General features: G+C 67.6%; 18 protein-coding genes and 1 pseudogene. 13 read left to right on the top strand and 6 right to left on the bottom strand.

The window, feature by feature from the left end:
* Positions 1 to 6: 6 nt before the first annotated feature.
* The 5 genes from ACN9M6_RS04710 (at position 7) to ACN9M6_RS04730 (ending at position 7,814) form a co-directional block, all read left to right on the top strand.
* Positions 7 to 1,191 carry a helix-turn-helix domain-containing protein gene (locus tag ACN9M6_RS04710; RefSeq protein WP_419161766.1) on the top strand — a complete coding sequence of 395 codons (1,185 nt, stop codon included), beginning with the start codon at positions 7 to 9 and terminating at the stop codon, positions 1,189 to 1,191.
* A gap of 240 nt (positions 1,192 to 1,431) precedes the next feature.
* A complete protein-coding gene (locus tag ACN9M6_RS04715; protein ID WP_419161767.1) occupies positions 1,432 to 1,713 on the top strand; it encodes a hypothetical protein in 282 nt (93 codons plus the stop codon).
* A gap of 346 nt (positions 1,714 to 2,059) precedes the next feature.
* The gene (locus ACN9M6_RS04720) at positions 2,060 to 3,214 is read left to right on the top strand and encodes a 6-bladed beta-propeller (RefSeq protein WP_419161768.1); all 1,155 of its coding nucleotides are present in this window, start codon (positions 2,060 to 2,062) and stop codon (positions 3,212 to 3,214) included.
* An 8-nt stretch (positions 3,215 to 3,222) separates the two neighbouring features.
* Positions 3,223 to 4,452: a hypothetical protein gene (locus ACN9M6_RS04725; RefSeq protein WP_419161769.1), complete on the top strand. Its 1,230-nt coding sequence runs from the start codon at positions 3,223 to 3,225 to the stop codon at positions 4,450 to 4,452.
* 110 nt (positions 4,453 to 4,562) lie between these two features.
* On the top strand, positions 4,563 to 7,814 hold the full coding sequence (locus ACN9M6_RS04730) for a WD40/YVTN/BNR-like repeat-containing protein (protein WP_419161770.1): 3,252 nt from the start codon (positions 4,563 to 4,565) through the stop codon (positions 7,812 to 7,814).
* A gap of 55 nt (positions 7,815 to 7,869) precedes the next feature.
* On the opposite strand, the gene ACN9M6_RS04735 is transcribed toward ACN9M6_RS04730, so the two are convergent.
* Positions 7,870 to 8,823 (bottom strand): aldo/keto reductase, encoded by a 954-nt coding sequence (locus ACN9M6_RS04735; protein ID WP_419161771.1) that lies wholly within the window; start codon positions 8,821 to 8,823, stop codon positions 7,870 to 7,872.
* A gap of 180 nt (positions 8,824 to 9,003) precedes the next feature.
* Here ACN9M6_RS04735 and ACN9M6_RS04740 point away from each other — a divergent pair, with 180 nt between their 5' ends.
* Positions 9,004 to 9,288, top strand: a complete 285-nt coding sequence (locus ACN9M6_RS04740) for a type II toxin-antitoxin system Phd/YefM family antitoxin (protein ID WP_419161772.1) — start codon at positions 9,004 to 9,006, stop codon at positions 9,286 to 9,288.
* Positions 9,249 to 9,683, top strand: coding sequence for a type II toxin-antitoxin system VapC family toxin (locus tag ACN9M6_RS04745; RefSeq protein ID WP_419161773.1), 435 nt, complete (start codon positions 9,249 to 9,251; stop codon positions 9,681 to 9,683). Before ACN9M6_RS04740 ends, ACN9M6_RS04745 begins: the two co-directional genes overlap by 40 nt.
* 24 nt (positions 9,684 to 9,707) lie before the next feature.
* On the opposite strand, the gene ACN9M6_RS04750 is transcribed toward ACN9M6_RS04745, so the two are convergent.
* Positions 9,708 to 10,619 (bottom strand): hypothetical protein, encoded by a 912-nt coding sequence (locus ACN9M6_RS04750; RefSeq protein WP_419161774.1) that lies wholly within the window; start codon positions 10,617 to 10,619, stop codon positions 9,708 to 9,710.
* A 148-nt stretch (positions 10,620 to 10,767) separates the two neighbouring features.
* Between ACN9M6_RS04750 and ACN9M6_RS04755 the strand changes: the two genes are divergently transcribed.
* The 3 genes from ACN9M6_RS04755 (at position 10,768) to ACN9M6_RS04765 (ending at position 12,541) form a co-directional block, all read left to right on the top strand.
* Entirely contained in the window at positions 10,768 to 11,322 is a 555-nt protein-coding gene (locus ACN9M6_RS04755) for a DinB family protein (RefSeq protein ID WP_419161775.1), read from the top strand.
* Positions 11,323 to 11,399: 77 nt separating this feature from the next.
* Positions 11,400 to 12,251, top strand: a complete 852-nt coding sequence (locus tag ACN9M6_RS04760; RefSeq protein WP_419161776.1) for a RelA/SpoT domain-containing protein — start codon at positions 11,400 to 11,402, stop codon at positions 12,249 to 12,251.
* Positions 12,252 to 12,274: 23 nt separating this feature from the next.
* The gene (locus ACN9M6_RS04765) at positions 12,275 to 12,541 is read left to right on the top strand and encodes a hypothetical protein (protein WP_419161777.1); all 267 of its coding nucleotides are present in this window, start codon (positions 12,275 to 12,277) and stop codon (positions 12,539 to 12,541) included.
* Between the two features lie 71 nt (positions 12,542 to 12,612).
* On the opposite strand, the gene ACN9M6_RS04770 is transcribed toward ACN9M6_RS04765, so the two are convergent.
* Entirely contained in the window at positions 12,613 to 12,810 is a 198-nt protein-coding gene (locus ACN9M6_RS04770) for a hypothetical protein (protein WP_419161778.1), read from the bottom strand.
* A 1,018-nt stretch (positions 12,811 to 13,828) separates the two neighbouring features.
* Positions 13,829 to 14,929: an S-methyl-5-thioribose-1-phosphate isomerase gene (mtnA, locus tag ACN9M6_RS04775; RefSeq protein ID WP_419161779.1), complete on the bottom strand. Its 1,101-nt coding sequence runs from the start codon at positions 14,927 to 14,929 to the stop codon at positions 13,829 to 13,831.
* Between the two features lie 102 nt (positions 14,930 to 15,031).
* Here mtnA and ACN9M6_RS04780 point away from each other — a divergent pair, with 102 nt between their 5' ends.
* The 3 genes from ACN9M6_RS04780 to ACN9M6_RS04790 are packed head-to-tail and all read left to right on the top strand — an operon-like array spanning position 15,032 to position 19,859.
* Positions 15,032 to 17,146 carry a prolyl oligopeptidase family serine peptidase gene (locus tag ACN9M6_RS04780; RefSeq protein ID WP_419161780.1) on the top strand — a complete coding sequence of 705 codons (2,115 nt, stop codon included), beginning with the start codon at positions 15,032 to 15,034 and terminating at the stop codon, positions 17,144 to 17,146.
* Complete coding sequence (locus tag ACN9M6_RS04785) at positions 17,143 to 19,089, top strand: NAD(P)-binding protein (protein ID WP_419161781.1); 1,947 nt, start codon at positions 17,143 to 17,145, stop codon at positions 19,087 to 19,089. The genes ACN9M6_RS04780 and ACN9M6_RS04785 overlap by 4 nt, the downstream gene beginning before the upstream one ends.
* Complete coding sequence (locus ACN9M6_RS04790) at positions 19,089 to 19,859, top strand: glutaminyl-peptide cyclotransferase (protein ID WP_419161782.1); 771 nt, start codon at positions 19,089 to 19,091, stop codon at positions 19,857 to 19,859. Before ACN9M6_RS04785 ends, ACN9M6_RS04790 begins: the two co-directional genes overlap by 1 nt.
* 9 nt (positions 19,860 to 19,868) lie before the next feature.
* Here ACN9M6_RS04790 and ACN9M6_RS04795 read toward each other — a convergent pair.
* Positions 19,869 to 20,702: pseudogene (locus tag ACN9M6_RS04795) on the bottom strand (nucleotidyl transferase AbiEii/AbiGii toxin family protein).
* A gap of 1 nt (position 20,703) precedes the next feature.
* Positions 20,704 to 21,300: a DUF6088 family protein gene (locus tag ACN9M6_RS04800; protein WP_419162253.1), complete on the bottom strand. Its 597-nt coding sequence runs from the start codon at positions 21,298 to 21,300 to the stop codon at positions 20,704 to 20,706.
* Between the last annotated feature and the right edge of the window lie 83 nt (positions 21,301 to 21,383).

A 21,383-nucleotide genomic window follows, 5' to 3' on the forward strand; every position in this document is an offset into this window, starting at 1 on the left:
AGGCGGTTGCTTGCGAAGATGCATTTGCATAAACTTCTTGCTATTCACAGAACGCAAGACACACAGCACTTCGACCAAGGTATCGTGACGGCCACTCTGGTTGGTGCCCGGATCAGGGCCCTGCGCAAGAAGAATCAGCTTAGCCAGGACGATCTCGCCCGCCTGCTGGGCTTCAAGGACCGGCAGACCATCTCGGCCATTGAGACCGGGGTGCGGCGCGTGACGGCCGAAGAGTTGGTGCAGGTAGCGGAGAAGCTGGGCGCACCGCTCGACTACTTCACAGATCCCTTTCGGCTCGTCGCCGAAGGCCGCTTTTCGTGGCGGCACGAGGGCGCGGATACCCACCAACTCGAAGAGTACGAGCGCCGGGCCGGACGCTGGATCGCCGCGTTCCGCAACCTTGCGCCACGGGTCGAGCGGAGGACTCCGCTACTTCGCCGCACCCTGGGGCTCACTCGTCGTTCCAGCTATGAGACGGCGATGGAGGCAGGCGCACGTTTCGCCGCCGACTTCGAGCTGGGTTCCGTGCCCGCAACGCGCCTGGCCAGCGTCATGGAGCGTGACCTCGGCATCCTCGTCCTCATGGTGGACGCCCGTCGAGGCATTTCAGGCGCAGCCTGCCGCCTTCCCGAGCTGGACGTGGTGTTGATCGCGCGCCACGAGGTTGTGGGCCGTCGCAGTTTCGACCTCGCGCACGAACTGTTTCACCTTCTCACGTGGGATACGATGCCGCCCGAACACCTGGAAGAGGCCCTGGAGACGGGTGGCCGCCGCGTCGAGCAGCTCGCGAACAACTTCGCGGGGGCGGTCCTCATGCCGACGACGGCGCTGGACCGCTTTGGCGATTGGCGGCACTTGAGCGAGCAGGAACTGGTCGCTCGCCTGAATGCGGCCGGAGACGAACTGCACGTGACCGCCTCGGCTCTGATGTGGCGACTGGTGGCGCTTCGCCGGTTGACGAAGTCGGCAGCGCTTGCGCTGCCCCCGGAGAGACTGCGAAACAACAGACGCGAATTCGCCGACGATGTCGCGCCCGCTCTGTTTTCGAAGCCCTTCGCCGAAGTCGCGGGCCTGGCCGTCGACCGAGGCCATGTCTCCATGCGGCGCATGGCCGGTGTGCTTGACCTCCCTGTGGAAGGTGTGATGGAGTTGTTCGCGGCGCACGGCGTCCCGGCACCTGTCGAGCTGTGAGGGAGCGTGGTGCGCCACGGTGGCACGGTACTCGTCGACACGAACGTCATTATAGAATCGCACCGTGTTAGGGCATGGCGCGCGCTCGCCGGCGGATATCGGGTCGAAACCGTCGAGGATTGCGTCGCGGAGACTCAGCCAGGGTTCCAACTTCGACGGCCCGAGCAGCAAATCGATGAGGGACAGCTATGCGAATCTCTCGCGGTCGTTCACTACGTAGGAAACAACGAGCGCGCGGAGTTGACCCTGCGACTGGACGATATCTCGCTCGATCTCGGAGAGGCAGCTCTATGGGCTCACGCCTCGAACCGAACCGACGCATGGGTCCTGTGCGGTCCGGATAAGGCCAGCCTCCGTTTCGGCATCCGCGCCGGCTTTCGCGAGCGGCTTGTGTCGCTGGAACGTCTTCTCGATGACGTGGGCCATCGGCCACGCATCCCCCTGAGAGAGGCCTACACGAAGCGGTGGCTGCGTGGAACGCTCGGCAGCATGATCCTCGATGAGCACCGGGTGAGCGACTGACCTGTGCTTCTCGCAAAGCCACCGCCTTCTCGTCTCGCCGCTGGCGCTCTTCATCTTCCTGAGTCCCGGCGACCCCCGCCCGCTGGGAGCGCAGGAGGTCGCCTCCGGAGCGGTCACGCTGGACTCCGCCTTTTTCTGGCGGGATAGACGAGGCTCCAGAGGCAGCCGAGGCGACCGGAGTGTTGTGTCGACACCCATCGCATCTGATCGTTCAGAAACGGACAGAGGGAGGCCGAAGATGATGAAACTTGCCGGAACGCGCCGGGCAAGGTGGCCCCTCGCCGTCGCGGTCGGAGCTTTCGCGTTCGGACTCAGTCCGCGTGAGGCAGCGGCTCAGAGTAGTGCGGTGGTGGACAGCGCCGGCGTCGTGATCGTCACGAGTGATCCGCTCAATTCGGATCGCCGCTGCAAGGTCGGCGAGGAGCCGTTCTTCGCGGTAGGCGACGCGTTCGGCGACGCGCGTTATGAGTTCTACACTCTTCGCGGCATGGCCCGGCTCTCGGACGGATCGGTCGCCATCGTCGACAAGCGCAACCAGGACGTCCGAATCTTCAGCGCAACCGGCGAATTCGTGCGTTCGATGGGTGGGCGCGGCGATGGGCCGGGCGAGTTCCGGAACCTCTGGTTCATGTGGGCCCTTTCCGGAGATACGCTGTGGGTAGGTGACTATCGGCCACAGCGGTTCCAGGTCTTTTCTCCCGACGGGGAATTTATTCGGCTGGTCACGCTGGATCCCCTCTATCTGAATCCGAGCCACGGCGGCGGCGTGCTGTCGAACGGATACTCGATCAACCAGCGGGACGACGATGGGGACCGCGATGATTTCCGCACGCCGCGAGAATATGTCATCGAGGCGCATCGGCCGGATGGAGCCCTCTCCAGCCACCTCATGACCCTCCCGGGACGGCGTTTCGGTTACATGGATGAGGCGCCCAACCTCAGGCTTGGCCCCATGTTCGATGGGGAGCCTTCTGTCGATGCTGAAGGCACGACAATCGCCGTCACGACCGGACGCGATCCGGAAGTCCGCGTCCTGGACGAACAGTTTCGTCTGCACCGCATCATCCGTTGGCTCGATGAGGACAGGGACGTGACCCGCGCGGATGTGCGGGCGTGGCGCGAAGAGTACGTGAGACAACAGCGCGACTGGGGCAGCTTCGAGGGAACGCGCCGCTCGCAGGACGCTGTCCGCCTGAGCGACGAGCGCCCGGTCGCGGATCGTTTCCCCGCCGCCTCTTCCGTCCGAGTGGGCCGCGACGGCCGCATCTGGGTGCGGCGCTACCCGAGGCCACGAGAGACCACGGGATGGCTCGCCTTCGAACCGGACGGTGGCTTCTTCTGCCACCCGGATCCGGTGCCGGGATTGCAGGTCTACGAAATAGGAGCCGACTACATCCTCGGGTCGCGCCGGGACGAGTTGGAACATCGAGTCGGTCGTCATGTACAAAATCACTCCGCCGGATCCCCCGGGGCCGAGCCCCGAAGGAGGCTGACGTCTTGAGACTACGCGTGAACCGCAGGGCACCCGCGCTCGGCGTGGTCGCCATCGCCGTCGCCGCCTCGGGCTGCGGTCGAGAGGAGCCCAGGGCACGGCAGACCGTGGTTGTGGACAGTTCCGACGTCGCCATCGTGACGAGCGACCCGCTCAATTCGGACCGGCGATGCACGGTCAGCCAGGAGCCGACCTTCGCGGTCGGAGAGATCTCCGGCGACGAGCGCTACGAGTTCTTTCAGGTCCGCGGTGCGGGTCGGCTCTCGGACGGCTCGGTCGCGGTCGCCGAGAGAGCGACGGCGGACGTCCGCATCTTCAGCCCATCGGGTCAGCATGTGCGCTCCATGGGCGGTGAAGGGGAGGGCCCCGGAGAGTTCCGCAACCCATACGTCCTGTGGGTGCTCCCGGGAGATACGCTCTGGATCGGCGACTACAGGCCGCCGCGCTACAACGTGTTCACCGCGGAGGGCGAGTTCGTTCGGAGCGTGCAGCTGCACCCCCTGTACGCGAACCCGAGCCGCGGCGGCGGTGTGCTGTCGAATGGGTACTCGGTCAACGTGCGCTCGGAGGGTAGAGCGAGCGACTACCGTACTCCACGCGACGTGATCGTCGAAGTACATGGGCCGGATGGTATCCTCAACGAGACGCTCAGGGTCCTCGAGGGGCGACGTTACGGACCCCCGACCGGGTCCATGAACCTGACGCTCGACCCTCTCTTCGAAGCAGGGCCGTCCGTCGATGCGGCGGGTACCACGATCGCCATCAGCACCGGACGGGATCCGGAAGTCCAGCTTGTGGACGAGCAGCTGCGTCTCTACCGAATCGTGCGCTGGCTCGACCCGGAAAGGGATGTGACATCGGCCCACGTGCGGGCGTGGCGCGAGGAGTATCTGGAGAGCCGCGAGGGGGCAGAGGGGATGGCGGCGGAGTTCACCGAGCTCACGGCGGGTGAGGACCGCCCCATCGCAGACCGTTTTCCGACCGTCTCTTCGCTGGCGGTGGGGCGGGACGGCCGCATCTGGGTGCGGCGCTACCCGAGGCCTCGAGAGTCCGGGGGGTGGATGGTGTTCGAACCGGACGGAGAGTTCCTCTGCCATCTCGGGCCGGTCCCCGGTCTCGGCGTCTACGAGTTCGGAGCCGACTACCTGCTCGGGACACGCCGGGACTCGCTCGATGTGGAGTCCGTCGTGATGTTCGATCTGCATCCGCCGCCCGACCCGGTTTCGGAGCTTCCTGGAGGGAGCTGACGCCTCCCTCCGCGGGGCGGCGGCCCCTCGCCTTCCGCCGCCCCGGAATCCGGGCCTATCTTGCGCGGAAGAGTTCGCGGTTGCCGACCGTCCACCCACGGAGCCTCGCCATGAACCGCACCCCGCGTCATCTCGTTTACCTGCTGGCGCCCTTCATCTTCCTGAGTTCCAGCGACCCCGGCCCGCTGCGGGCGCAAGACGTCGCCTCCGCGGCGGTAACGCTCGACTCGGCTTTTCTGGCGGGATACCGCTGGCGGAACCTCGGGCCCGACAGGGGAGGCCGATCCATCGCCGTGAGCGGCGTCGTGGGCCGGCCGCAGGAAGGGTACTTCGGCGCCACCGGGGGCGGGTTGTGGAAGACGACGGACGGGGGCGAGAACTGGGGGCCCGTCACCGACTTCAAGATCGGCTCGGCTTCGGTGGGGGCGGTCGCCGTCTCCGAGACCGACCCGGATCTCGTCTTCATCGGCACCGGCGAGACCTGCATCCGCGGCAACATCATGCCGGGCGACGGCGTCTACCGCAGCCGCGATGGCGGCGAGACGTGGGAGCACGTCGGGTTCTCCGAATCTCACGGGATCGCCAAGATCCGCATCCATCCGACCGACCCGAGCATCGTCTACGTCGCGTCTTTCGGTAAGTACGGCGTCCCGAGCGAGGAACGGGGCCTCTACAGGAGCACGGATGGCGGCGACAGTTGGGAGCGGGTCCTGTTCCGTGACGAGCGCACGGGTGCCGTCGACATCGCGCTGGACCGGAACGATCCGGATGTGATCTACGCGGCGCTGTGGGAGGCGTTCCGCAAGGAATACACGATGTCGTCCGGCGGTCCCGGGAGCGGGATGTTCAAGAGCACGGACGGGGGTGACACGTGGACGGAGATCACGCGAAACCACGGCATGCCGCCCGAGGGCGTCGTGGGGCGGATCGGGCTCGCGGTCTCAAGCGCGAACTCCGGGCGGGTGTTCGCCCTCTTCGAGCACGCGGACGGGGGACTGTTCCGCAGCGACGACGGCGGTGAGACATGGGAACTGGTCAACGATGAGCGGCGCATCCGGCAGCGCGCCTTCTACTACACGCACGTCTTCGCGGACCACCACGATCCCGATGTCGTGTACGTACAGAACACCTCGCTCTTCCACTCCACGGATGGGGGCGTCACGTACGAGGTCATCAACAACGGGACGCACGGGGACTTCCACGACTTCTGGATCAGCCCGGAGGACCCCGCCCACCTGATCGTGGCCAACGACGGCGGTGGGGCGGTGAGCTTCGACACGGGGCAGCGCTGGACGGACCAGGAGTTCTCGACCGCGCAGTTCTACCACGGGGTGACCACGGCCCACGTCCCGTTCCACGTCTGCGGCTCGCAGCAGGACAACAGCACGTTGTGCCTGCCGTCGGCCTGGAACGCGAGCCGCCTCGGGCTCGGCCAGGCGCCGGGGTTCGGCGGCGGGCAGCCCGCGAGCATCACCGAGGGTTCGATGGAGGTCGCGTACCGCGCCGGGGGCGGGGAACCGGGCTACATCGCGCCGGACCCGAAGGACCTCGACGTCTTCTTCTCGGGGACGAACAACGGGCGCTACATCGACCGCTTCAACCGGCGGCTGGGCATCTCGCGCGAGGTGAATCCGTATCCCTGGTTCTATTCCGGCGAGCCCGCCAGCGAGATGGTGGAGCGCTGGCAGTGGACCTTCCCCATCATCTTCTCGCCCCTCGACCCGAACGTCCTCTACGCGTCCTCGAACCGGCTCTGGAAGACGACGAACGCGGGGGACGACTGGGAGGCGATCAGCCACGACCTGACGCGCGCCGACCCCATGACGCTGGGCCATTCCGGCGGGCCGATCACCGGGGATATGAACGGGCCCGAGGTCTACGCCACGATCTTCTCGGTCGGGCCCGGGAAGGTGGACATCGACGTGATCTGGACAGGGTCGGACGACGGACTCGTTCACGTGACGCGCGACGGCGGCGAGACCTGGACGGACGTGACGCCGCCGGACATGCCGGAGTTCGGGCGGGTGAGCCAGATCGACGCCTCGGTGTTCGAGGCCGGGCGGGCCTACGTCTCCGTGCGCAAGCCGCTCCTGAACGATCTCTCTCCCTACGTCTGGAAGACGGACGACTACGGCGCGACCTGGACGAAGATCGTGCACGGGATCCGGGGGGACGCCTACGTGCACGCGGTGCGCGAAGACCCGAGCCGGGCGGGGCTGCTCTACGCCGGGACGCAGCATGGCATGTACGTGTCGTACGACGACGGGGCGAACTGGCAGGAATTGAATCCGGGGTTCCCCGACATTCCGGTGTCGGACGTGATCGTGGAGCACAACGAACTCGCGATCGCGAGCCACGGCCGCGGCTTCTGGGTGCTGGACAACCTGGCGCCGCTGCGGCAGGCCCGGGGCGGCATGACCGGGGAGGCGGTCGTACTGTTCGATCCGGCGACAGCCTACCGCTCGGCGAACGGGGCGACGCTCTCGTGGTGGCTTGGAGACGCGCCTGAAGAGGCGAGGCTGGAGATCCTCGACGCGCCAGGCGTGGTGCTGCGCACATACGAGCCCGCGGCGCCGGTGGAGCCGGCCGCGGAGGACTCGGCGGCGGTCGCGGAGGATTCGGCGGCGGTCGCGGAGGCGGAGGCCGTGCCGCCGGCCCGTGACCGCTGGGCCGGGCCCGCTCTGCCCACCGAAGCCGGCCTCAACATGCTGCAGTGGGATCTGCGTACCGATCCGGCCGCGACCTTCCCCGGCATGATCCTGTGGGGCGTGCGGGCGATGGCGCCGACCGTGCCGCCGGGGACGTACACGGTGCGTTTGACCGCCGACGGCGAAGTGCGGACGACCGAGGTGGAGGTCGCCCGTCACCCCTGGATCGCAGGCGTGACGGACGCGGATCTCCAGGAGCAGTTCGAGTTCGGGATGCGGATCCGGGCGCGCGTGGACGAGGCCAACTCGGCGGTGATCGCGATCCGCCGCGTGAAGGCACAGCTCGATGACCGGTTGGAGGCCTCGGATGACGCCGCGCTGGCGGACGCCGCCGGGGCGCTGACGGCAGCGGCTTCGGAGGTCGAGGGCAACATCTACCAGGTGCGGAACCGCAGCAATCAGGATCCGCTCAACTTCCCGATCCGGGTCAACAACCGCCTCGCGAACCTGCTGTCGATGTCGGAGCGGGGCGACGGGCGGCCAGGGAGCGGGATGTACGAGGTGTTCGAGATCATGGTCGCCGAACTCGAGGGCTACGCAGGCCGCCTGCAGGAGGTGTGGGCGAACGAACTCGCGGCGGTGAACCGCGAACTCGGGCGCCTGGGGCTGGAGGCGGTGGACCCCGCCGACGAAACCGTCGAACTCGTGTCCTGAGCGGCGGACAGCCCGGCGGCGACGTTCCCGCGGGAACGCGCCGCCGCGGCTCTGCTCAGCCGGCTTCCGGGAGCTGGCTCACGTACTCGATCATGCGGGCCTGCTGATCCTCGTCGGGGAGCCGTCCCATGCCGCCGCCGAGGTTGTCGACCATGTGCTCCGCCCTGCTCGTCGCCGGCGTCACCACCGTCACGGCGGGGTGCGCCGCCGCGAACTTGATGAAGAACTGGGCCCACGAATGGGCGTCGAACTCGCTCGCCCACTCCGGTACCTCGCGGTCTCCCACCCGCGCCCAGAGCCGCGTGCGCCCGAACGGCACGTACACGAGCACGCCGATCTTCCGTTCCGCGGCGAGCGGGAGGATCTCCTCGGCCGCACTCACATTGTCGACCGCGTAGTCGATCCCGATGAAATCGAGGGTATAGTCCTGCATCACCTGCGCAAGCGTCGGGTACCGGCGTTCGCTCGTGCTCGTGATCCCGATGTAGCGGACGCGCCCCGCGGCCTTCAGTTCCTCCAGGATCCCCACCTGCACCGGCGGGTCTCCGAGGTTGTGGACCTGGATGAGGTCGATCACGGGGACCCCGAAGTACTCGAAGGAGCGCTCGATCTGGGCTCTCGCCGCGTCCGGGTCCGCGGAGCCTCCGCCCCGCCCGGCCACGTTCACCTTCGTCGCCCAGAAGATTCGTTCGGAGATCCCGAGGTCCTGACAGATGGCCCCCGCCACCTCCTCCGAGGAGCCGTAGCCGGGGGCGGTGTCGAACACCGTACCGCCGCCGTCCACCAGCGCCTGCATCACCCCCTCGAGCTGCGTAACGTCGTCGCCGCGCGCCACGCGCTGGAAGGTCGCGGAACTGCCAAGGCCCACGATCGGCAGCTCCTCACCGGTGGAGGGGACGGGCCGCGTGATCATCTCCTGGCTCGCGAGGGCGCGCAGGATGCGGGGGTTGAGGGAGAGGGCCGCGCCCGCGGCGGTGGTGGAACGGAGCCAGTCGCGTCGTGTGACCATCGTCGGATCTTCCTCGTGCTGGGGTTGAACCGGACTCATCAGACCGGACAGGGCCGACGAGGAGCTAACACTTCATGCGGCCCGGCCGCTGCACAATCTCGCGTCAGGATTTGACCATGGTCATGACCATGGTTCTATTGATGGTGCGTTGACGGCGTTGCACACACTCGGAGCGGACGGATGGAAGCAGAGCACGAGGGGCCCGCGGGCGTCCCACGGACCATTAAGGCGTCGGAGTTCAAGGCGAAATGTCTCAAGCTCATGGATGAGGTCGCGGCGACCGGCGAGGAGATCGTGATCACGAAGAACGGCCGCCCCGTGTCGAAGCTCGTGCCCTGTAGCGAGAAGCCGGAGACCTTGTTCGGACGGTATCGTGACGTCATCCGGATTCATGGCGATATCGTGGGGCCCATGCCCCGGGAGTGGTGGGATCAGGGGGAGGACGACGGAGAGGATCTGTTTTGATCCTGCTCGACACGCATGTCCTGCTATGGCACGGGCGTGGAGACCGTCGTCTCGGGGGGCGCGCGCGCCGGATGGTCGAGCGTGCATTACCCCGGAGACGCGCGGCGATCTCGGCCATATCCTTCTGGGAGGTCGCCATGCGCGTCCACAGTGGGCGCCTCGACCTCCTCGTGGACCCCGAGGCCTTGCGTCGCGACCTTCTCACCCAGGGACTTGTCGAAATCCCGGTCAGCGGTCTGATTGGCGTACGGGCTGGACTGCTTCCGGACCTGCGTGGGGATCCCGCCGACCGGCTGATCGTCGCCACGGCCCTCGAAGGGCATGAACTGCTCACCGCCGACCGGTGCATCCTCGACTGGCCCGGCAAGCTGAACCGACTCGACGCGACCGAATAGTGGCTCGGCGGGGTGCCCCTCGCATCAGCCGGAGCCGGTCTCGAGCGCGTCGACCTCGGACATGATCCGATCGAACTGGGTGGCTGCGCGGCGCGGGGCGAGGTTGCACAGATAGACGTGCGCGACCCCCAGCCGCCGGAGCGCGACGATCGTCTCCGCACAGTGCCGTTCGGGCGTCATCCCTGCCTCGAACGCGGTGGCCACCGCCTCCACCGGAACGGGGAAGTACCGGGACAGGTGTTCCAGCACGCCCCGTCGGCCGTTCCGGTAGTAGAAGACGCCGAACGAACCGGGGATCGCCAGACCCTCCCGCTCTGCGCCCCCCAGCCATCGCTCCACGCGCGCCAGGTCGTGGTGCGAGACGACCTGCGTGAGGTAGTAGTCCGCCTCGTACTCCGGGCCCGTAGCGAAGCCGATCTGTTCGGCGATCGGGCGGTGGAGGTTGACCCAGCCGCCGAGCGACAGCTCCGGCGCCCGCTCGCGCAACTGCTGTCGAAGCATGTATCCGTGGGGCACGCAGCGCGCCGCGCCGCGGACGCGGTCACCCCCGGTCACGGTGAGACTCTCCACGCCGCGCGCACGCGCCCGGTCTCCGTAGCGGAGGCAGTAGTCGAGTGGGTGGAGGCAGGTCAGGAAGGGAATGACGCGCCACGGCTCGACTTCGTTGGCCAGGTTTGCCGTGAGGTGCTGCAGGTTCTCCTCTTCCTCCTCTCCCACGGCGCTGTCGGTGAGCATGAGGAACGCGTCACGCGCCGCGAGTCCCCGGATCGCGTGTGAGAGGTCGATCCACATGTCCATCGCCCCGCCCCGCGTGAGTTCACTCCGCGGGGGACGCAATTCCACTGTGGCCGTCGGCGCATCGCCGCGCAGGCGCTCCACGAACCGGGCGAGGCCCGGTTCCCGGGATGTGTGCCGGGGGCCTGTTGTGTCGCTCACGGCGGAAGATCTCGCCTCGCGTGTAGGGTGGTCCCGCTGGCGGCCGGCTGCTCGGATGGCAGGAGGATGCGGCTCCGAAGCCCTGTTGCAAAGGCGGGGTGACCACGTTCGGTTTCGGCCCGCGTCCTTTTCGGCGGAGAGGTGCCAGATGGCGGACGACGTGCTTGTGGGAGATGACATGCTGTCGGAGGACATCATCACCCTCCTCACGCGGACCCCGGGGACCGTGCGCGTTCTGCTCCAGGACCTGCCTCCCGACCTCCTGCGCGCGGATGAGGGTGAGGGGACGTTCAGCCCGTTCAGCGTGCTCGGGCATCTGATCCAGGGCGAGATCGACGACTGGATTCCACGGGCGCGCTGGATCCTCGAGCACGGCCGGGAGCGTGCATTCCCTCCGTTTGATCGCTTCGCACACATCGAGCGGACCCGCGACCGCTCGCTCGGCGAACTGCTGGACGAGTTCGAGACCCTTCGTGAGACCGGCCTTTCGGCGCTGCGAGAGGTGATCGCGGGCGGGGCGGATCTCGACGCCGGGGGCCTTCACCCGGAACTGGGCGAGGTCACGCTGCGGCAACTCCTGGCCACCTGGGCCGTCCATGACCTGAACCACATCGCCCAGATCACACGCGTCGTCGCCCACCAGTTCGACGACGAGGTGGGCCCCTGGAAGGCCTACCTGCCGATCCTGCACCACGAACCGTAGAACACGTCTCCAATCCCGTCCTGAGATGTCGCCATCTGGTGGCGGCGGCAGAAACGCGAGGATAGCGTTCCACCACCATGGACTGGATTCCACCGCTCTATTCGCGAGGTGAGGTCGACCGCGCCGGGAAGAAGCTCGCTATCACCGGTTGGGTCGGGAACGGGCGGGGCGAGCCGGACACCCGCCATGAACTCGCGATCCTGAACAACTGGCGTGCGGCGCACAGCTTTCCGCTCAACACGATGCAGATGGGGCTGCGGCGGCGGGCGAGGAGCATCGAGCCCGACGCCATCGTCTCACAGCGCCTGAAGCGGGCACCGGCCACGATCGCCAAGTTGCGTCGGTTCCCCGACATGAAGTTGTCGCAGATGCAGGACATCGCTGGTTGCCGTGCGATCCTCGGCAGCCCTGCTGCGGTTCGGGAACTGTGGAGTGCGCATCGTCGCTCGAGAATGAAGCATCAGCTCATCCGCGAGGTGGACTACATCCAGTGGCCCAAGCTATCCGGCTACCGGGGTGTTCACCTCGTGTACCGCTATCGAAGCGACAGGAACGATACATACAACGGGCTCCGGATCGAGATACAGCTGCGCTCGAAGCTCCAACACGCCTGGGCGACCGCTGTCGAGACGGCCGGGGCGATCAAGGACCAGGCCCTCAAGTCCAGCGAGGGGAATTCGGACTGGCTGCGGTTCTTCGCTCTGGCCGGGTCTTGGCTCGCCATAAAGGAGCGCTCGCCCGTGGTTCCGGAGACCCCTTCCGATCCGGTTGAGCTACGGGACTCGTTGGTGGGGCTCGCGAACGAACTCAATGTAGTCGGCACGCTGGATGACTATCGGACGTTCATCAGCTATGTACCGGAGCGGCTCCCGTCCTACTGCCACTATTTTCTCCTCGAGCGCAGGCCCGATGAGCGCTCCATAGCGTAAGAGGTTTCAGGAAGTCGGAACTCATGGGGGCGGCACGATTCTACGAAGAGAGAGAAGAAGAAATCCGCGGGATTGATGGCGCCGAGGTCGTTCTCGTGGCAAGTCGGACTCATGGGGGCGTGGCGAAGAGAGAGAAGAAATCCGCGGGATTGATGGCGCCGAGGTCGTTCTCGTGGCTGCGAGCGGCTTACCCGAACTACCTGTTCGACACCGATCTGTTCATCGAGGAGCTTGATCTTGCCACGCGGAGACAGGTACACCTGCCTGGGCACCCTCTACACCGGCGCTAGCCAGATCACTGCCTGGATGCGTTCGATCCATCAGCCCCGGCACCACGAACGGTAGTCGCGGGGACCAGCGGCTATTGGCCTCCCGGGTCGATCCGCCAGACATCGACATGGTCCAGATCGAGGCTGTCGCGCCGGATCGTGACCATGTGCTCCGGACCGAACGCGGGAGCGGCGTGCTCCCTCTGCGGGCGGACGGGGAGACTGGCGAGGAGTCGGCCCTCGGCGTCGAACAACTCCCAGCGGTTGCCGGCCGTTCGGACGACCTCCACCCAGAGTCTGCCGCGGGCGCGACGAACAGTGCGGCGATAAATGGCTTGCCGTCCGGGCGGTCGGGACGTCGCGGATCGCAGGAAGCATTCGGATAATCGGCGCGGAACGCCTCGAACGCCTGATTGGCGGCCGCCCACTCCTCGTCGGATACCGGCTCGGCCGGTAGTGCGCGTTCGATCACCCTCAGGGTATCGGCGTCCCCGCGAATCACCGCGATCCTGTAGGCGTCGGACAGCGCCACGTACATTACGCCGCCGGGGCCGGGATGCTGGACGAGGCGTGCCCGGAAGGGAACGTCGAAGAAACTCATCCCTCCGTCGTACCGGCAGATGATCGTGGAGCCGGCGCTCGCGGGCGACCGTACATATGTCAGCGTGTCACCTGTAACGCCGCGGCTATCGTGGCCTACGAACACGGACTCCAGGCCCGCCGGGCCCGTCCGCAAGCCGGCCGCGAAGGCCTCATCCGCGCTCACGGGGAAGAAGCGAAGCTGCGCCGGTGAACCAGTGAGGCCACCGGGCACCTCCCGTTGGCCGAGCCACGCTCCTTCGGCGGAAAACTCCCCGATCCGTCCAACCCCGAAGTCGAGCGTCAGGAGTCGATCTCCGACCCACGCCACGGAATACAGACCGCTGAACTCGCCCGGGCCCTCGCCGAATCGACCGAAGGTGCGCCTGTGGGCCCCGTCCAGACCGAACACTCGGACTTCGTGGTTAAGGTTGTCGGCGACGAACAGGGCGCCATTCGGCCCGAGGGCGGCGCTGGGGACAGATCCGAACTCGTCCGGTGAGGCGGCGTCCGTAAGGGACTTCGGACCGATGGATACGACTGGGGTAAGTTGCCATTCGGGCGGTGTCCCGGTGTTGGTCAGCCGGATGACGCCCCCGATCGAGTCCACCGCGGTTGTCAGATCGCCTCCGCCCGACGGTGAGCCCGAATCGCAACCCCCCGCGAGGGCAGCCACGAGCAAGAGCGGCAAAGCGGGACCGGACACAGGCAGCCTGGGTGTGCGGATCGTCACTGAGCCCCCTGCGACTGGCGATCAGCTTCCGCCTCGGCGACCGCGGCGGCCAGCGAATCGATGTACGGCGGGCGGTGGATTCCCCGTTCCGTGACGATGCCGGCCACGAGGTCGTGCGGCGTGACGTCGAAGGCGGGGCTGTAGACGCCGGCCTCCTCGGGGGCGAGGAGGGGGCCGAAGCCTCGGCGGACTTCATCCGGGTCCCGATGTTCGATCGGGATGTCCGCACCGGTCGGCGTGCCGAGATCCACTGTCGATGTCGGGGCGAGCACGTAGAAGGGGACGCCGTGGCGGTGGGCCAGCACGGCGAGGGGATAGGTCCCGATCTTGTTTGCCACGTCGCCGTTGGCCGCGATGCGGTCGGAGCCGACGAAGGCGATGTCCGGCGGGGTCGAGGCGAACAATGAGCCGGCCATGTTGTCGGCGAGGATCGTGACCTCGATGCCGGCGCGTGACAGCTCCCAGGCGGTGAGGCGGCTCCCCTGGAGGAGGGGGCGGGTCTCGTCGGCGAAGACATGCACCTTCCGCCCCGTCTCGGCGGCGACATAGACCGGGGCGAGCGCCGTGCCGATGCCGCCGGTCGCGAGCGCGCCCGCGTTGCAGTGCGTGATGACCGCCTCGCCGTCCGCGAGCAGCGTCGCCGCGTGCTCGCCGATCGCCCGGCACATGCGACGATCCTCGGCGTGAATGGCGTCCGCTTCGGCCGCCAGCAGCGTGGCCAGCTCCCCGGCGGTTCCGGTCGCCGCCTCCAGACGGGCCCGCAGGCGGCGGATTGCCCACAGCAGGTTGACCGCCGTCGGGCGCGCGTCTCCGAGCCGGTCGGCCCAGCCGGCGAACCGCGCCCGCAGCTCGTCCGGGGTGACCCTCTCGGCGGCGGACTGTCGCGCCAGAGCCGCGAGGCCGATGGCGGCGGTGATCCCGATCAGCGGCGCGCCACGCACCCGCAGGCTCTGGATCGCTTCTACGAAGTCGTCGAGCGTGGAGAGTTCCTTCTCCTCGAACACTCCGGGAAGGAGCGTCTGGTCGAGGATGAGCGCGCTCGTCCCCCCACGGGCCCAGCGAATGGTCTCCGGAATCGGCAACGCGGGATCGTTCATGGCGCGCAACTTATCCCGCGGGGTGAAACGCGCTACCTTTGCTGGCCCGGGCGGGGCTTCCAGGTACGCGGACCCCGCGAGATCGCAGTCCCAGGAGGCGTCATGAAGTCGTCACGGCAACGCGCGGCGTTCGGCCGCAGGTCCCTCTTCTTCACCTTCACCTCGGTGGTCGCCACAGTGGCGCTCGCGGTCTCTCTTGTGCCGGCCACGCCGCTCGCCGCGCAGGAACGGGATCCGAACCACTTCGGGCCGGCCGACGTGTTCGAACTCGAGGTCGCCGGCGACCCCCGCATCTCGCCGGACGGCTCGCAGGTCGTGTACGCGCGCACGTTCATGGACATCATGACCGACCGCGAGCGGCGCAACCTGTGGATCGTAGACTACGACGGCTCGAACCACCGGGCGCTCCTCACCGGCCAGCAGAACTTCTCGTCGCCGCGCTGGTCGCCGGACGGCACCCGGCTCCTCTACGTGGCGAGCGACGAGCACGGGAAGTCCCAGCTGTACCTGCGCTGGATGGACACCGGCCAGACGGCCATGCTCACGCACCTCGAGCAGGGTCCCGGCGGGCTCTCGTGGTCTCCGGACGGCCGCATGATCGCGTTCAGCATGTTCGTCCCCGACACGCCGCCTCCCTTCGCGAGTATGCCGGCCAAGCCCGAAGGGGCGACGTGGGCACCCCCCGCCACGACGTACGAACGGCTCTTCTACCGTTCGGACGGACGGGGCTTTCTCCCCCTCGGCTATTCGCAGGTCTTCGTGCTCCCGGAGGAGGGAGGGACGCCGCGCCAGGTCACCCACGGTCCCTACAACCACGGCGGGACCCCGGAGTGGACCCGCGATTCGCAGCACCTCCTGATCTCGGCCACCCGGCGCGACGACTGGGAGTACGTGCGCGACTCGGAGGTGTTCGAGGTCTCCGTGGCGGACGGGTCGGTCCGGCAGCTGACGGACCGGCAGGGTCCCGATCAAAGCCCGAAAGTGTCGCCCGACGGCCGACTCATCGCGTACACGGGGTACGACGACCGCTTCCTCGGGCACCAGGTGTCGAAGCTCTACGTCATGAATCGCGACGGCTCGGGCTCACGCATGCTCGCGGACGACCTCGACCGCTCGATCGGCAACCTGCACTGGGCGAGCGACGGGCAGGGGCTGTTCTTCCAGTACGACACCGAGGGGAACACGCGGCTGGCCCACGTCGACCTCGACGGAACGGTGACGGACATCGTGTCCAGCGTGCAGGGCCTGTCGCTGGGCCGCCCCTACGGCGGCGGCACCTTCTCCGCCTCGGGCAACGACAGGTTCGCGTACACCTACGGGACCCCGGACCACCCGGCGGACCTCGCCGTGACAAACCGGAACGGGGACTGGCAGCGGCTCACGCATCTGAACGAGGATCTCTTCGCGCAGAAGGCGATCGGCGAGACCGAGGAGGTCTGGTACAAGTCGTCGTACGACGGGCTGGACATCCAGGGCTGGATCGTAAAGCCGCCGGGCTTTGATCCGAGCCGCAAGTATCCGCTCGTGCTCGAGATCCACGGCGGTCCGTTCTCCAACTACGGAGACCGCTTCAGTGCCGAGGTCCAGTTGTACGCCTCGGCGGGCTACGTCGTTCTCTATACGAACCCCCGCGGCAGCACGAGTTACGGAGAGGATTTCGGGAACGAGATTCACCACGCGTATCCCAGCTACGACTTCGACGATCTCATTTCCGGGGTCGATGAAGTGATCTCGCGCGGATATGTCGACGAAGACCAGTTGTTCGTCACCGGGGGGTCCGGCGGCGGCGTTCTCACGGCCTGGATCGTGAGCCACACGGACCGCTTCGCCGCGGCCGCGTCGCAGAAGCCCGTCATCAACTGGTATAGCTGGGTGCTGACGGCGGACATGGGCGGTAGCGGGGGCCTCAACTACTGGTTCCCGGGCGCGCCGTGGGACAACCTCGACCACTACATGGACCGTTCGCCGATTCACCACGTCGCCAATGTGACGACGCCGACGATGCTCATCACGGGCGAGGTCGACTGGCGGACCCCGATGTCGGAGTCGGAGCAGTTCTACCAGGCGCTGAAGATCCGGAAGGTGCCGTCGGTCCTGGTCCGGATCCCCGAGGCGAGCCACAGCATCGGCGCGCGACCGAGCGGCCTGATCGCCAAGGTGGAGCACATCCTCGCCTGGTTCGAGCGCTACCGGAAGGACGGGACGACGACGCAATGACGGACCGGGATCTCGGTCTCGACAGGGAGATCACGCGCCGCGACTTCGTCCAGCTTGCGGGGGCGGGGATCGCCGGTTCCGCGCTGCTCGGGTGCGGGATGGACGGCGGTGCGGGTCGCGGGCCGGAGGTCGCCGCCGGCGCGGGGTCGGGTGCGCCCGTCGAGCCGTGGTCCGAGATGCTCGGCGCGGATTGGTACGGGCCCGGCGGGGTGGGGGACTACGCGCCTTCGCATGGGAACACGCCGGAACTCGTCCGGGTCGCGCACCGGCTCAGGGATGGCCGCCCTCCCGTGGGACAGGTGACGGACACGGGGGAGCGTTTCGACGTCGTCATCGTCGGAGGCGGCCTCTCCGGGCTCTCCGCCGCGCACCACTTCAAACGGCACCGTCCGAACGGTCGCTGCCTCGTGCTGGACAACCACCCGGTGTTCGGCGGCGAGGCGAAACGCAACGACATCGAGGTCGACGGCGTACGGCTGTCCGGCCCGCAGGGGTCGAACGACTTTGGTGTACGGCCCGCGACGGGGGAACCGGACGACTACTTCACGTCGCTGGGAATCCCGCGCGAGTTCGAGTACGCGCCCTACGACGGGGACGTGCAGGCGCCGCTCGAGAACTACGGCTTCATGCACTGGGTGCAGGACCAGTTCTCCGTCGGACACCACTTCGGCGGAGGCGGCGGCTGGTCCGGTAGCGGGGCGGGCCACTGGGTGAAGGAGTTGTGGGACGATCCCTCGCGCGCGCCCTGGACACCCGAGGTCCGCGCCGGCTTCGACCGCTGGCGCGCGGCCCGGGTCGGCGACCACATCCCGCCGGACGCGCCGGGAGGCCCTGACAACCCCGGGGCCTGGCTCGATGGCATGACCCTCAAGACGTACTACGAGGACGTGCTCGGCCTGCCTCCCGAGGTCACGGCGTACGTCGACCCGATCCTGGCCAGCATCATCGGCCTCGGATGCGACGCCGTGTCGGCATGGTGGGGGATGCACTTCGATCTGCCCGGATTCGGGGGACCGTCCCGCTACGACGGCATGACCTTCCACTCCTTCCCGGGCGGGAACGCCGGCATCGCGCGGTATTTCGTCAAGGATGTGGTGCCGGACGGGATCGCGGGCGGGCCCGATCTGGGAGACGTGATCAACGGGAGCATCGGCTTCGACAGCCTCGACCGCCCGGATCAGACGGTCCGGCTGCGGCTCGGGGCGACGGTCGTCGACGTCCGGCACACGGGAACCGGCGATGGCCGGGTGCTCGTCACCTATGTACACGGGGACCGGGCGTATTCGGTCGAGGCGGACGGGGTCGTGCTCGCGAGCGGGGGGTGGATGAACCGCTATGTGGCGGCCGATCTGCCGGACGGACACCGCGCCGCCTACGGGCACTTTCAGCACGCCCCGATCCTCGTGGCGAACGTGGCGCTCCGGAACTGGCGCTTCCTGGACCGGCTCGGCATCGCCGCCTGCATCTACGAGGGGGACCTCGGCTTCTCGTGCAACATCCGCCGCCCCATGTATGCCGGCGACTACCGGCCGCCGTTCGCCCCGGACCAGCCGGCCATGCTGACGTTCTACATCACCTTCGAATCGCCGGGCTCGTCCGCGGCGGATCAGGGGATGGCGGGGCGCATGGAGATGCTGAGCGCGCCCTTCGCGGAGTACGAGCGACGGCTACGTGAGCAGATGGTCGCACTGTTCGACGAAGGGGGCTTCGATCCGGCCGAGGACATCGGCGGTCTCGTCCTCAACCGCTGGGGGCATGCCTACGTGGCGCCGGGTCCGGGGTTCTTCTTCGCGCGAGGAGGTGCGCCCGCGCCCCCGGACGTGATCCGGGAACCGTTCGGCCGCGTCGCGATCGGCCATTCCGAACTCCGCGGGCACCAGAACTGGACGGGCGCCGCCGCGGAGGGACGGCGTGCCGTGGAGGCGGTCCTGGACCTCATCTGATGCCACACGCACCCGGCGTTCGCCGCGTCCTGTTGGCGATCGCGCTCATGGGACTCGCGGGCTGCGGGGCGCCGGTCCCATCCATCGACTACGAGATCCTGGGGACGTTCCCGCACGACCCGGCGGCCTATACGCAGGGGCTCCTCTTCCACGACGGCCAGCTCCTCGAGAGCACCGGCCGTTACGGAGAGTCGAGCGTGCGCCGGGTCGACGTGCCAACGGGTGAAGTCCAGGCCCGGGTGGCGGTGGACTCGGCCTTGTTCGGGGAAGGGCTGGCGCGCGTCGGATCGGAGTTGATCCAGCTCACCTGGAAGTCGGGCCGGGCCTTCGTCTACGATCTCGAGACGTTCGAGGTTGTACGCGAGCACGTTTACGACGGAGAAGGATGGGGGCTGTGCTACGACGGTGAATCGCTCTGGATGTCCGACGGATCGAGCACCCTGGAGCGGCGTAACCCGCAGACGTTCGCGGTCGTGGCGACGATGGAGGTCACGGCGGGCGGCGCGCCGCAACGGCGGCTGAACGAGCTGGAATGCGTGGGCGACTGGATCTACGCCAACGTGTACCAGACGGACCGCATCGTGCGGATCGACAAGCGAAACGGCGAAGTGCTCGGCGAGCTGGACCTCTCCAGCGTCCCCCTAAGCGCGCGCCGCCCCGGCGACATCGAGGCCGTGCTCAACGGCATCGCCTACGTCCCCGAGACCGGTGTCTTCCTGGTGACCGGCAAGCTGTGGCCGAAGCTGCTGGCCCTCCGACTCGCCGGGTAGCGCGCGGTCTCAGCCGTTGTTGGCTCTCACCTCGATATCGGCACACCGACTCATGAGTTCGTCGAACGGTTCCTGATCATCCAACAGCATGCCGTCGCCGGTCATGCGTTCGTAGTCGGCCGCGAGTTCGTCTCGGAACGGACCCTGGGGGCGCAATTGCAACCCGCCTGAAACGGTGGCTTCGTAGTCGATCCAATGTCCCGCTGCGTCCTTCTCTCGAAAGAACATCGACTTGTGGCGGGCGACCGACTGTGCCAACTGCCGGTCGGCCAACGCCCCCTCCGCGAAGCCGGCGTCGTCCAGGCGAACGAGGTCGTGCCAGTGTCGCGAGAGACGTGTCCCCCGCTGTCGCCGTCGCCGACAGAAGACATGGATGGCCGTGGCCTTCTCCCAGAAAGTTCGCTCGGCCAGCATGACCGAGGGCGCGCGGAGGGAAAGCGAACCTCGGGCACGAACCTGGTCGCGTCACATTCGGTCACCCGCTCCTGGCGCGGCTCGCCGGTCGAGCGTGCCCCGAATTCCACCAGCACAGCGCTGTTCCTGGCTCCGCGTCGGCGGAAGCGCGTCCTCGCCGGCACCGGCCACCAGTTCGGGGGCGAAGCGGCGGATGTCGTAGGTGACCTGGACATACTCGGAAAATCGGCGGATCGCCTGGTAGGCCTTTGCCAGCGACGTCCCTCCCTTGAACACCAGATTCCGCCCGAACGAGGCACCGAATAGCACAGAAAGGGTGTCAACGACCCAGATGTCCTTCTCCAGCAGGTGCAGTGGGCGTCCACTGAGGCTCGCGGCGGAGCTGAGCACCTCGCGCCGTTCGGAGGTGGAGAGGGACTGGAAGGAGATGCTACCCACGAGCCACCAGGGCGCTGACCGGCCCGGCGATCCACGCCGGCAGGATCGCGCGTGCGGCGGATAGCTCCGCAAGATCCGTCGGGGACAGTCGGCGGGCGATGGTGTCGAGGCTGTCTTCGACTTCCTGCGGGCCCAGCCAAGCCAAGGCACGGACGGCAAGGCCGGAGGTCTGCCCTGGGGCGACAAGTTGCCAGCGAGGCGCATGGCGCAAGCGGACGGTCAACGCAAGGAGCCTCAACGTACGGCTCGGTCCCGACGTCAGGTACACCAATCGTACCGGCACCTGAGTCGTGAGTCCGAGTACGTTCGCTGCGGCGCCGCCGCAGGGGACGATGGTCTCCCCCCACAGCGCACCCAGAGTCGAGATGACGGTTCCCACGGTCGGTGCGCGAACGCCAAACCGCGTCTCTATCGGTCGCACGTACACGCCCCTGCAGACCCGGAGCAGTTGCCCCCGCCGAGCGAGGCGAGACAGGGCCTGGTCGACGGCGGCGCGGTTGCCCATGTGCAGGAGGGCGTGCGGGCAGATCGGTGCGCCCTCGGGCAACGCCGCCGCGTGTTCCCGGATTCGGCGTGGCAGACTTGGCACGGTTGTCACCGGACTCTCCTCGGAATGAAATGTCAGAAACTAAATCATAATACTGACACCTGCGACCAGCAAAAAATGTGGGA

This window comes from Candidatus Palauibacter sp. (genome assembly GCF_965197445.1).
Taxonomy (GTDB): Bacteria; Gemmatimonadota; Gemmatimonadetes; order Palauibacterales; family Palauibacteraceae; genus Palauibacter.

What these genes read in the sequence shown, in the direction of transcription:
- ACN9M6_RS04790 (WP_419161782.1), top strand. Translation starts at nt 19,089, where the DNA reads ATGCCACACGCACCCGGCGTTCGCCGCGTCCTGTTGGCGATCGCGCTC.
- ACN9M6_RS04730 (WP_419161770.1), top strand. Translation starts at nt 4,563, where the DNA reads ATGAACCGCACCCCGCGTCATCTCGTTTACCTGCTGGCGCCCTTCATC.
- ACN9M6_RS04735 (WP_419161771.1), bottom strand. Translation starts at nt 8,823, where the DNA reads ATGGTCACACGACGCGACTGGCTCCGTTCCACCACCGCCGCGGGCGCG.
- mtnA (WP_419161779.1), bottom strand. Translation starts at nt 14,929, where the DNA reads ATGAACGATCCCGCGTTGCCGATTCCGGAGACCATTCGCTGGGCCCGT.
- ACN9M6_RS04765 (WP_419161777.1), top strand. Translation starts at nt 12,275, where the DNA reads ATGGGGGCGGCACGATTCTACGAAGAGAGAGAAGAAGAAATCCGCGGG.
- ACN9M6_RS04755 (WP_419161775.1), top strand. Translation starts at nt 10,768, where the DNA reads ATGGCGGACGACGTGCTTGTGGGAGATGACATGCTGTCGGAGGACATC.
- ACN9M6_RS04780 (WP_419161780.1), top strand. Translation starts at nt 15,032, where the DNA reads ATGAAGTCGTCACGGCAACGCGCGGCGTTCGGCCGCAGGTCCCTCTTC.
- ACN9M6_RS04740 (WP_419161772.1), top strand. Translation starts at nt 9,004, where the DNA reads ATGGAAGCAGAGCACGAGGGGCCCGCGGGCGTCCCACGGACCATTAAG.
- ACN9M6_RS04760 (WP_419161776.1), top strand. Translation starts at nt 11,400, where the DNA reads ATGGACTGGATTCCACCGCTCTATTCGCGAGGTGAGGTCGACCGCGCC.
- ACN9M6_RS04785 (WP_419161781.1), top strand. Translation starts at nt 17,143, where the DNA reads ATGACGGACCGGGATCTCGGTCTCGACAGGGAGATCACGCGCCGCGAC.